Consider the following 12039-nt stretch of genomic DNA (forward strand, 5'->3'; position numbering starts at 1 on the left):
TAATATAACCAAAAATACCATTTTCATTTTATCATTTTGACTTGATTATTTATTTATATGAAAAACTTATATTTAAACTTATCATTATTACAATTAATAGTTTTAATATTCCTTCCGAGTAAGCTTAAATCTCAAAATTACTGGGTTTCGGATTTAAGTCAGATCCAGGAAATAGAGAATACTCCAGTTAAAACATTTGATTTAAATGAGGATAAGTTTAAAAATGAATTTAAAAATCAAAAACAAAAAGTAGTTTTTCTTCCAAATGAAAATAATGATTACGAGTCATTTATTATTAAAGAAATCTCATTATTATCGCCACAACTTTCATTGAAATATCCTTTAATTCAAACCTTCAAGGGTTTCAGTCAAAAACGTCCTAATGTATCTTTAAGAATGACATTAACTCCAAGGGGTATTAGTGCTTGGATAAATATTCCTGGAAAAGAAAATGTTTTTATTCAACCTGATAGAAAATTAAAAGGAAAACACTATACGTATAAAAGAAGTAAAAAATACAATAAAGATTGGGAGTGTAAAACAATTAGTGATTTTAATTCAAAATCAGAATTTAAAAAAAATGTAAGTTTTAATAAGAGTATTAATAACGATAAAAAATTAAGAACTTTTAGGTTAGCAATCTCCACAACAGCGGAGTACACAAATTTTTGGGATGATAATGATGATGAAAACGGGACAGGGCAGGAAGATGCTCTGGCCTCTATTGTTTCAACTATGAATAGGGTAAATAGTGTTTATGAAACTGATCTAAGCATAACAATGCAACTTGTTTCAGGAGTTGAATTGCTTTATACTGATCCAGAAACAGATCCTTACACGGGCAATTATAATTCTGAAGTCCAAGAAGATCTTACTTCTAATTTTGGAGAAGAAAATTATGATATAGGGCATCTATTTGCTTATGGCTCCAATAATGGAAATGCTGGATGTATTGGTTGCATATGTAAAAATGGACAAAAAGGGAGTGCATTTACTTCCCATGGATTCTTATCTGCAGATGGAGAATTTTTAAATGACTATTTTGACATTGATTATGTTGCTCACGAAATGGGTCATCAATTTGGTGCATTTCACACTTTTGCATATAATAATGAAGGATCAGGATCAAATGTAGAGCCTGGGAGTGGATCAACAATTATGGGATATGCAGGAATAACTGGCCCTGATGATGTTCAGCAACATAGTGATCCATATTTTAATTATAAAAGTATTGAAAATATTGCTGACTACATTGCTACGGAGTCCTGTTTTAGTTCTGTGGAATTGACAAACAACCCACCAAATGCAGATGCAGGAATTAATTATATTATACCAAAAGGAACGGCATATGAATTATCGGCCTCGGCTTCTGATATAGATAATGATCAGCTGACATATTGTTGGGAACAAATTGATAGTGCTTCAATGACAGTTTCAGAATTTGGCCCAGATAATTATACTGGTGCAACTGCTAGATCTTTGCCTCCGTCAATTAGTCCATTAAGAAGTATACCTAATTTAACCTCGGTTTTAAATGGAGAATTAACTCAAACTAACCCTACAACCGGTTCAGCTTGGGAAACTGTATCTAATGTTGCAAGAGAATTAAATTGGGGATTGACAGTTAGAGACAGGTCACCTTTATCAACGGGACAAGGAGGTCAATCTTCTACAGACTCTATGACATTAACAATAACAACAAATGCAGGACCGTTTAGTGTGACCTCGCAGTCTGAAGATGAAAATATATGGAAAACAGGAGATAATGTAATTATTCAATGGGATGTTGCTAACACAAACTTACAACCAATAAACACCTTGGAAGTATCAATATTATTGTCTTTAGATGCAGGTCAGAGCTTCAATACTTTAATATCTAATTCCACTCCAAATGACGGTGAATTTATTTATAGAGTTCCAAGTGGTTTGTCATCAGAAAATACAAGAATAAAAATAAGTTCTAAAAACTCTATTTATTATTCGATTAATAAAAAACCCATAAGTATTGTGCAAAGACCATTTGCAGTCCTGTTTGATAAGTTTTCTTATGATTTTTGTAGCCCGCTAAGTGAAACTATTTTATTGGACCTTGGAGTTTATGAATCCTTAAATAATCCAATTTCACTAAGTATAGCAAACCTAAACAGTGGATTAAGCTATACATTTAGTCAAGATTTATTTTCATCAAGCACTTCAAGTATCAGTATTAATTTAACTGGATTATCATCCTTGCCTATTGGAGTAAATAGAATTAATATACTTGCAGAATCAGGAAACGTGTCTGCGATTTTTCCAATTGAAATAAATAATTATAAAGAATTAATATCTAGACCCGAACTAATTTCTCCATCTCAAGGAAATCAAGAAGTTCTAGATTTTCAATTTGAATGGAATACTAATCCAAATGTGTCAAAATACATATTTGAAATTTCTTTGGATTCTGATTTATCATCGATAACAAATCAGATAAACACTGAAAACAATTTTATCAATTTACAAGAATTAGATTCTGGAACAACTTATTATTGGAGAGTGGCCTCTGAAAATGAATGTGGTATTAGTGAATGGTCTGATGTTTTTTCATTTGTCACCGCTAAAATTACCAATAATAGTTATGTTGCAAGTAGTTTACCTCTAGTGTTAAATGATGCGGAAGTAATTAATAACCAAAGTGTCAATATTGGATATACCAGTTCTTCAATTTTCATAAGTGATGTAAATGCCATAAGTGACATCGAAGTTCTTGTTAACATTAATCATACTTGGGTATCTGATTTGTCTTTATTTTTAGTTTCACCTGATGGAACTATTTTTAGTCTTGCTGAAAATATTGGATTGGGAACTCAGTCAGGAGCCGGTGATAATTTCACAAACACTATTTTTTATCAAAACGCTAGTGTTTCAATAAATAATGCAAGCCCTCCATTCACAGGAAAATTCCGACCCAATCAACCAATTGATGGTTTGATTGGAAAAACTGCATTTGGAAATTGGACACTTAACATTGAAGATAATGGGCCTGAAGATATTGGCGAACTATTAGATTTTCAAATTAATATGACAATCAAAGGAGAGATGTTAGCAAACAGTGATTTAGATAGTATTGCAGACACAATAGATAATTGTCCCCAAATCACTAATCAAAATCAATCTGATTCTGATTTAGACGGAGAAGGAGATATTTGTGATTTTGACGCGCAAAATAATTTTCAAATCTTAAAATTTGATGAAAGCTGTATTACAAGAAATAATGGTTCAATATCAATTTCAGCTTTTGCAGACTTTAACTATACCTATATCTTATTGGGCCCAAATGGATATAACGAAGAAGGAAGTTTCTTTAAACAAACTGGTAAAATCATCAACAACCTTCAAAATGGAGACTACATGCTATGCATATATTCCAATGGAGAAAATCAAATTGAAAGATGTTTTACCGCTGCAATAAATGAGCCAGAATCATTGTCGGTGAGTACCATAGTAAATTACACTAATCAAGAATTAAATTTAAATTTAAATGGAGGAGATAATTATTATGTTGAATTAAATGGAAGATCTTATAATTATAATAAATCAGATAATATTAGTTTGCCTCTAACAAAAGGAATAAATCAGTTAAATATTACCACTGATTTAGGATGTCAGGGGACATATGAAAGAACAATCAATATAAGTGAGAATGCATATGTTTCTCCTAACCCAGTTGCTTCGATAGCTAAAGTTTATTTAGGAGGATTTGATAAAATTTTTAGCATTAAATTTTACAGTATCGATGGAGAGTTTATAAAATCAAATCAAATAAACCTACAAAATGATGAAAATTATTTTGAATGGTCAATGTCTGAATATCCTCCCGGAGCCTACATAATGAATATTATAAGTAAGACAGGGGGACAATCTATTAAAATCATTAAAAGATGAAAATTAAAATAGTTCTTTTTTTATTTATAATTTATGGTTGTGGAAAGGATTCAATCCCTGATCCAAATCCTGCAGTTCTGTTAGCTCCACAAAATGGTGACAATTGTAACACAGCGACAAGTATTAGCTTTGATCAAAGTAGAGTTGATTTTTCTTGGATAAAATCAGATAACACTGATTATTATGAGGTCATAGCGATTGGTAAATCTTCAAATATAAAATATAAGGATACAACAAGTGGAATTCGATTTAATGGGGAGGTTCCAGAAACTATCAACAAGAAATTAACGTTACCAAAAGGTGGGGCTTATTCTTGGTCGGTGACTTCAATTTCAAATTCCACAATAGTAACAACTCAAAGCGAAATATGGGAATTTTATTTAGAAGGAAATGTAATTGGTGATTTTTTACCTCAGCCAGCAAATTTGATTTATCCTGCAAATGAAGAACTAATATCTCTTGCAAATTCTGATTTGATAGAATTTTTATGGACAAGCACTGATGAGGATAACAATATTTCAGGGTATGATTTTTATTTAGGAACTTCAATTGATAATTTATCAAAACTTGGAGATAAAATTCCTCAAACTTCATTTAATCAACAATTAACCTTAAATACAAATTATTTCTGGCAGGTCATAACTATTGATCTACAAGGGAATAATTCTGCTTCTGGAATTAATCAGTTTCAGACGGAACCTTAAGTCTTATTATTAAAATTATTCATCGTATTTTGAATACCGTCAGTTCCAAAACTTAAGATTATTTTGCAGCTTTGAATTAATTTTTTATTTAATAAAAGTTTTTCTTTTTCCTTCCACTTTCCCAGTACAAAGTCAGTTTGTGATGTTTTTTCTTTATCTCCTATTCCAAATCTTAATCTAGGATAATTGGGAGTATTTAATAGGTCTTCAATACTTTTAAGTCCGTTATGTCCTCCAGAGCTTCCTTTGGATTTCAGCCTAAGTTGACAAAATGGAAGATTTAAATCATCAGTTATGATAAGAATGTTTTCAAGATTGATTTTCTCCTTTTGAATCCAATATTTGACTGCTTTACCACTAAGATTCATGTATGTAGAAGGTTTTATGCATATAAATTGTTTACCCTTATATTTAAAAGTGCTTTTTAAAGCATATCTAGAAAGTTCAAAATTCTTATTATGCTCTTCAATTAGCATGTCTAAAATCTCAAAACCTATATTATGTCTAGTTCCAATATAATCATCACCAACATTTCCAAGTCCAACAATAAGAAATTTTTTCATTTTATCGAATTTAGATCTTTTTTTAAATAAATTAATTAACCACATCATATGCTAAAATAAAAAAAGCACTCCAGATTTGGAGTGCTTTTGACTGCGATAAATCTTAAAATTTATTTTTCTGGGGCAGGAGTAGCTTTGTCAGAAGCTTCTTTGTCTTTAGATTCAGCACCTTCAGCAGCCTCTCCCTCTAACACTTCTTCTTCTTCTTCTTCTTCAACTAAGGAAGCTCGAGATATTTTAACTTGACAAACAACCATGTTATCAGAGTGTTGAAGGGTGTAATTTTCATTTTTTAGATCTGCAGTATAAACTTTATCACCAAGTTCTAATCCAGAAATATCAATAGTCAGATCGTCTGGAAGATTAGAAGGAATGGCTTTGATTTTCAGTTTACGCTTATTTAAAATTAAAGTACCCCCACTATTTAAAACTCCAGGCGCGGCACCCACAATTTTTACAGGAATATTTATAGAGACTTCTCTATCATCAAATAATTGATAAAAATCTACATGAAGTATTGAATCACTTACAGGATGAAATTGGATATCCTGAAGAATTGCATTAATTCTTGTTTCATCTTCCAAAATGATTTCAACAGTGTGAGCGTTTGGCGTATATACTAACTTACTGAAATCAAGTTCTTGTGCAGAAAAGTGAAGAGGATTATCCCCACCATAAACTACACACGGAACTCTTCCAGCATTACGTAGGGCTTTTGTAGCTACTTTACCCACGCTTTCTCTTTTAGATCCTTTAATTGTTATTGATTTCATTTTATATAATTTAATTTCTTATTTAAGTAATAAAGTTTGAACTGATTGATAAATTATTGTGAACACTCTTCATGACCTCGGCAAATAAGGGCGCACAACTAAGTACGCGAACTTTTTCATGGTCTTTTTTTGACGGTATAGAGTCAGTCACTATTAATTCTTCTAATTTTGATTTTTCTATTTTTTCATATGCATTTCCTGAAAGAATTGCATGAGTACAAATTGCTCTTACTGAAAGAGCCCCTCTTTCAATCATTAAATCAGCAGCTTTTGCTAGAGTTCCTGCAGTATCGACCATGTCATCAACTAGAATAACATTTTTCCCTTCTACATCTCCGATTAGCTCCATGTGAGAAATTACATTGGCTTTAGTTCTTTGTTTGTAGCAAATTACAACATCACTTTGGAGGAACTTAGAGTAGGCATATGCTCTCTTTGATCCACCCATATCTGGTGAAGCTATAGTTAAATTGTCAAGTTTTAAAGATTTTACATAAGGGAGAAAGATAGTAGATGCAAATAAATGATCTACAGGCTTTTCAAAAAAACCTTGAATTTGATCTGCATGTAAATCCATTGTTATTATTCTAGTAGCTCCAGCAGCTTCGATTAATTTCGCAATTAGTTTTGCTCCAATTGGAACTCTAGGTTTGTCTTTTCTGTCTTGTCTTGCCCATCCAAAATATGGAAGAACCGCAGTTATATGTCTTGCTGAAGCTCTTTTTGCAGCATCAAGCATTAAAAGCATTTCCATCAGGTTTTCGGAACTTGGATGTGTTGATCCAATTAGAAAAACTCTTGCACCACGAACTGATTCTTCAAAAGAAGGTTGAAACTCACCATCACTATATCTTGAAAACAAAACATTACCTAAAGGATGTCCAAAAGAATTTGCGATTAGCTTTGACAAAGTTTCACTTTGCGTACAAGAAAAGATTTTAGCTGGTGTTTTCAACTGCTTTATACTTTATGAGTTTGCAAATTTATAAATTAATTCTTGTCAGAAGCCTATTAATTGAAAGAAATCATTAGTAAATAGATTTATTTTATAAGTTTGCAGACATTAATGCCTTGGTGGCGGAATTGGTAGACGCGCTGGATTCAAAATCCAGTTCTTTCGAGAGTGTGGGTTCGATTCCCACCCAAGGTACAATCTTCAACTATCCGTATTTGATTTTTATTTTCAAATCTTAGTAAATTTTGTAAATTTAATAAATGAGATTAGCTTTTAAATTATTGATTTTCAAATCATTTTTTTTAATCAGTCAAGATTATACTGGTTCTTATGAATATTTTGAGCCCATAAATGACTCATCTTTAGATGGGCAAAAACTCTTCGTGGAAGAATTGTTAAACTTGGCAGGATATGTGCCTGAAAAAATATGGGTATATCAAACTTTACCAAATAAAGCTCATGTTTTCAGAGTTAAACTAGATTCAATTTCAGGAGGGTTTGTTTTTGTGAGATGGGACAAAATTAAAAAAGAAAATTATATAGCAAATAAATTAATAGATCCTGGTTTGTATTTTAACTTAAAATCTGCGAAGGAAATTATGAGAAAACAAACTAATAAAGCATCATTCTCAACAAATGACGTTTCTATTCAAGCATCTGATCAAAAGTCTATTTCAGAAGATGAATTGATAGGCCTTCGTCAAGAGTTTAATCTAAAAGAGAGAGAAAAAACGCTAGAAGAAGCTAAAGAAAAGTTAAAAAAAAGCTCAAAAAGAAAGTCTAAAAAAAAAAATTCAATTAAATATTTTATATCATTGTTTAGTTTAATTATCGGCTAATTGCGATTACTCCTATTTATTTCCATAATATTAAATTCTCTTACATTGTTTTCCCAAAACTCTGGAGATATTCAAGGAAGGATTATAGAATCTAAATTTTTATCACCTTTAAGTGGTGCTAATGTTCTTATAGATGGAACTTCAATCGGAGTCATTACCGATAAAAATGGGTTTTTCAAAATTGAAAATATTGAAACTAAAACATATAATTTGACTGTTAGCTTCCTTGGATATAAAAGTCAAACTAAATATAATATCATAGTTAAATCTGTCGGAACTTCTGATTTGCTTTTTAAACTTTCCAAAACTTTATACCTTTTAGAAGAAGTAATCTTGTCAAACAGCTCATTTAGAAACAGCATAGAGACACCTTTGTCAACTCAAACCTTTTCTTCAGTAGAAATTGAAACTTATCCTGGCGGAAATAACGATATTACAAAGGTTGCACAAAGCCTTCCTGGAATTTCTCCATCCAGCGGAGGATTTAGAAATGATTTTATTATTCGTGGTGGAGCCCCAAATGAAAGTGTTTATTATTTAGATGGAGTTGAGATACCTAATATTAATCATTTCAGCACACAAGGGAGTGCTGGAGGTCCGGTTGGGATGCTTAATGTTTCTTTCATAAGAGAAGTAACACTTTCTTCTTCTGCATTTGGAGCAGAGTATGATAATCCTTTATCAGGGGTTTTAGCTTTTGAACAAAGAGAAGGAAATAGTAAAAAAGGTTCTGTTAATTTTCGAGTAGGAGCAAGTGAGGCTGGTGCTACTTTTAATGGTCCTATGTTTAAGGGTAAAAAGGAAAGATCAAATACTACATTAATGATTTCTGCAAGAAGGAGTTATCTTCAATTTGTGTTTGAATTAATAGGACTTCCTATTAGACCTGACTACTGGGACTATCAATGGAAGTTAAATCATAAAATAGATGAGCAAAACAGTTTAACCTTCATAGGCTTGGGATCTTTAGATGATTTTTCTGTTGTTTCGCCAGATGATTTTGATCCAGAGCAACAAGGTTTGATTGAAACTACGCCAATTATCCAACAACAGACCATAACAATGGGACTAACTTGGAAGCATAAATTAAAAAGTGGTAATGGACAAATAATCACAACGCTTAGTACAAACAGACTTAAAAATATATTCAGTCGATATGAAGACAATGAGGATAAAACTGGAATCCTCTTCCAAAACGACTCTAAAGAGCAAGAAACCAAAGTAAGAGTTCACGCAATCAATTATTTAGAAGCTTGGAAACTTTCTTATGGGTTAAATATTCAGCAATCTATATATGGAAATAAAACAAAAGACTTAATTAGTAATTTTCAATACAATACTGCGATTAATTTTACTAAATATGGATTTTTTGGAAAGGTTAGCCGTTCTTTTTATAATGAACGTTTAAGTATTGCACTGGGTCTTCGTAGTGATGCAGATAGCTATACAAATGGTTCAAATATTACTGATAATTTATCACCGAGACTCTCTTTTTCTTATGCTTTAGATAGAAACAGTAGATGGAAATTGAACGCTTCAGTTGGCAGGTATTTCAAAATTCCAACATACACTATGCTTGGCTTTCAAAACAATGATGGAGAATTTATTAACAAGTCCAACCGATATACGCAAAGTGATCATTACGTATTTGGCTTTGAATACGGCGTAAGTCCTTCTGCTAGACTTACTATTGAAGCCTTTAGAAAAGTTTATAATCAATATCCTGTTTCAGTTTTAGACGGTGTTTCGCTTGCCAATAAAGGGGCTGACTTTGAGGTTCTTGGAAATGAGGCTATTATTGATAGTGGAAGTGGTTTAAGTCAGGGGGTTGAAGTTTTATTTCAACAAAAATTATCAAATAATTTTTATGGAATTTTTGCATATACACTTTTTAGCAGTAAATTTTCTGGATTAGAAACTAGAAAACTTCCATCTTTATGGGACAGTGGGAGTCTTATTACTTTTACAGGAGGATATAAGTTACCTAAAAACTGGGAATTAAGTGCTCGTTATCGTTATGCTGGGTCAACTCCATATGCTCCTACAGATGTATCAGCAACTTTGACAACCTATCCTAAAATTGTTCTTGATTACAGTCGTCTTGGTCAGGATAGATTAACTTCTTTTAAGCAAGGTGATATTCGGTTAGATAAAAAATGGAACTTTGAGAAATTATCTTTTAACTTCTATATAGAATTACAAAACTTTTTGTCACAAGATATTACTAGGCCTGATGAGTTTAGTTTAGCAAGAAATGCGAATGGCAACTTAATTACTCCTCGAGAACTTATAAAAATTGAGCGTGAAGACAGAAATACTCCACTTCCATCTTTTGGTCTTGTGTTTGATTTTTAGAATTTATTAAAATGCATTTAAACCTGTAACATCTAAACCTGTAATTAATAAATGAATATCATGGGTTCCTTCGTAAGTTAGAACCGACTCTAAATTCATCATATGCCTCATCACTGAGTATTCTCCAGTAATTCCCATTCCTCCAAGCATTTGTCTTGCTTGTCTTGTAATGTTTGCAGCAATTTCAACATTATTTCTTTTAGCCATTGATATTTGCGCTGATGTAGCTTTTCCTTCATTTTTTAAAACGCCAAGCCTCCATGCTAGAAGTTGAGCTTTTGTAATTTCAGTTATCATTTCAGCTAATTTTTTTTGCTGTAATTGTTTTCCTGCAATTGGCTTATCAAATTGAACTCTTTCTTTTGCATAACGAAGCGCTGTGTCATAACAGTCCATCGCTACTCCAATTGCTCCCCAAGCAATGCCATATCTAGCTGAATCAAGACATGAAAGAGGTGCTCCTAATCCAGATCTTCCAGGAAGTATATTATTTTTTGGAACTTTGACATTGTTAAATACTAATTCACCAGTTGCTGAGGCTCGTAAAGACCATTTGTTATGAGTTTCAGGAGTACTAAAACCTTCCATTCCTCTTTCTACGATTAGACCATGTATTCTGTTTTTATCATCTTTAGCCCAAACAACAGCTATGTCAGCAAAAGGAGAGTTTGATATCCACAATTTAGCTCCATTTAATAAATAATGATCTTCTTTTTCTGTAAAACGAGTTGTCATTCCACTAGGGTTAGAGCCATGATCAGGTTCTGTTAATCCAAAACAACCCATTAACGAGCCATCAGCTAATTTTGGTAAATATTTTTTCTTTTGTTCTTCAGTTCCATATTTCCAAATAGGGAACATAACAAGCGAAGATTGAACAGATGCGGTTGACCTAATTCCTGAATCACCTCTTTCAATCTCTTGCATTATCAGGCCATAACTTATATGATCTAATCCTGCGCCACCATACTCTTCGGGAATATAAGGCCCAAAAGCTCCAATACTAGCTAATCCAGGAATTAGTTTTTTTGGAAAAGTAGCCTCTTGTGAGTGTTTTTCAATTATTGGAGATACATTTTTTTTAACCCAACTCCTTGAAGCGTCTCTAACTAATTTGTGTTCTTCAGTTAGTAAATCATCAAGATTATAATAGTCGGGGGCAATAAATAAGTCTGGATTCATAGTCTATTTGTTATAGGGCATATAAAGGTACATGTTTTAATAAAATCATTAATGAAAAAGATCAATAAGTCCATCAGGTAGATTCACCAAAATACTTTTATCTTTCCTGTTTAAGTTGATTAGTAAATCATCATGTAAGGGAATCAATATTTTTTTATTACCATCATTAACTTCAAATAGCGGTTGGGCAGTTTGATCATTTATTTTTAAAATAGTTCCGATTTCACCTTTTTTTTGATCTATAATTTTGAATCCAATAACTTCATGATAATAAAACTTATTTCCCGTTAAGTTTGGAAGAAGCTCAAGTGGAAGATATATTTTTTTTCTTAATAATACATTAGCCGCTTCTTCACCGGATACATCTTCAAGTTTAAAACGTAATAGGGATGATTTATGAACTAAACAATGTTTAACAAAATACGGAATTAACCTATTTTCAATATCTATAAAAACACTTGTTAAGGAAGTGTAGCTATTGATGTTATCCGTATCAGTTTTAACTAGTAGCTCTCCTTTAAAACTATACTTTCCAATTATAGTGCCCAGATAAAAACAGGCCTCTTTTTTCATGGAAATATTATGAAGATATTATTTTTCAGGAGCAGAGGCTTCTTCAGTAGCAGGATTCTCTTCAACAGCAGGAGCCTCTTCAGCAGCAGGAACCTCTTCAGCAGCAGGAGTCTCTTCAACAGCAGGATTCTCTTCAACAGCAGGAGCCTCTTCAGCAGCAGGAACCTCTTCAGC

At 32.2% G+C, this 12039-nt stretch carries 9 protein-coding genes and 1 tRNA gene; 5 read left to right on the forward strand and 5 right to left on the reverse strand.

Annotated elements, in window-relative coordinates; translation table 11 throughout:
* Positions 1-57: 57 nt before the first annotated feature.
* Positions 58-3921 (forward strand): reprolysin-like metallopeptidase, encoded by a 3864-nt coding sequence (locus AC34EU_RS02690; RefSeq protein WP_487533516.1) that lies wholly within the window; start codon positions 58-60, stop codon positions 3919-3921.
* Positions 3918-4625 (forward strand): hypothetical protein, encoded by a 708-nt coding sequence (locus AC34EU_RS02695; RefSeq protein ID WP_489696028.1) that lies wholly within the window; start codon positions 3918-3920, stop codon positions 4623-4625. Before AC34EU_RS02690 ends, AC34EU_RS02695 begins: the two co-directional genes overlap by 4 nt.
* On the opposite strand, the gene pth is transcribed toward AC34EU_RS02695, so the two are convergent.
* The 3 genes from pth to AC34EU_RS02710 form a co-directional block, all read right to left on the reverse strand.
* Complete coding sequence (gene pth / locus AC34EU_RS02700) at positions 4622-5188, reverse strand: aminoacyl-tRNA hydrolase (RefSeq protein ID WP_487533519.1); 567 nt, start codon at positions 5186-5188, stop codon at positions 4622-4624. The two genes, AC34EU_RS02695 and pth, sit on opposite strands and share 4 nt — an antisense overlap.
* A 110-nt stretch (positions 5189-5298) precedes the next feature.
* Positions 5299-5961: a 50S ribosomal protein L25/general stress protein Ctc gene (locus tag AC34EU_RS02705; RefSeq protein WP_487533521.1), complete on the reverse strand. Its 663-nt coding sequence runs from the start codon at positions 5959-5961 to the stop codon at positions 5299-5301.
* A 22-nt stretch (positions 5962-5983) separates the two neighbouring features.
* Entirely contained in the window at positions 5984-6925 is a 942-nt protein-coding gene (locus AC34EU_RS02710; RefSeq protein ID WP_487533527.1) for a ribose-phosphate pyrophosphokinase, read from the reverse strand.
* A gap of 104 nt (positions 6926-7029) precedes the next feature.
* Here AC34EU_RS02710 and AC34EU_RS02715 point away from each other — a divergent pair.
* The 3 genes from AC34EU_RS02715 (at position 7030) to AC34EU_RS02725 (ending at position 10110) form a co-directional block, all read left to right on the forward strand.
* Positions 7030-7111 (forward strand) — tRNA-Leu (locus AC34EU_RS02715).
* Between the two features lie 65 nt (positions 7112-7176).
* A complete protein-coding gene (locus AC34EU_RS02720) occupies positions 7177-7755 on the forward strand; it encodes a hypothetical protein (protein WP_487533522.1) in 579 nt (192 codons plus the stop codon).
* A 45-nt stretch (positions 7756-7800) separates the two neighbouring features.
* Complete coding sequence (locus AC34EU_RS02725) at positions 7801-10110, forward strand: TonB-dependent receptor (protein ID WP_487533523.1); 2310 nt, start codon at positions 7801-7803, stop codon at positions 10108-10110.
* A gap of 6 nt (positions 10111-10116) precedes the next feature.
* Here AC34EU_RS02725 and AC34EU_RS02730 read toward each other — a convergent pair whose 3' ends face one another.
* Complete coding sequence (locus AC34EU_RS02730; RefSeq protein WP_487533524.1) at positions 10117-11292, reverse strand: acyl-CoA dehydrogenase family protein; 1176 nt, start codon at positions 11290-11292, stop codon at positions 10117-10119.
* Positions 11293-11340: 48 nt separating this feature from the next.
* Positions 11341-11865, reverse strand: a complete 525-nt coding sequence (gene rimM / locus AC34EU_RS02735; RefSeq protein WP_487533525.1) for a ribosome maturation factor RimM — start codon at positions 11863-11865, stop codon at positions 11341-11343.
* Positions 11866-12039: the final 174 nt, after the last annotated feature.

Source organism: Candidatus Marivariicella framensis (assembly GCF_982709265.1).

Bases quoted from the DNA above. Each gene is read 5' to 3' on its own strand.
- AC34EU_RS02690 (WP_487533516.1), top strand. From the start codon at position 58: ATGAAAAACTTATATTTAAACTTATCATTATTACAATTAATAGTTTTA.
- AC34EU_RS02695 (WP_489696028.1), top strand. From the start codon at position 3,918: ATGAAAATTAAAATAGTTCTTTTTTTATTTATAATTTATGGTTGTGGA.
- pth (WP_487533519.1), bottom strand. From the start codon at position 5,188: ATGAAAAAATTTCTTATTGTTGGACTTGGAAATGTTGGTGATGATTAT.
- AC34EU_RS02705 (WP_487533521.1), bottom strand. From the start codon at position 5,961: ATGAAATCAATAACAATTAAAGGATCTAAAAGAGAAAGCGTGGGTAAA.
- AC34EU_RS02720 (WP_487533522.1), top strand. From the start codon at position 7,177: ATGAGATTAGCTTTTAAATTATTGATTTTCAAATCATTTTTTTTAATC.
- AC34EU_RS02730 (WP_487533524.1), bottom strand. From the start codon at position 11,292: ATGAATCCAGACTTATTTATTGCCCCCGACTATTATAATCTTGATGAT.
- rimM (WP_487533525.1), bottom strand. From the start codon at position 11,865: ATGAAAAAAGAGGCCTGTTTTTATCTGGGCACTATAATTGGAAAGTAT.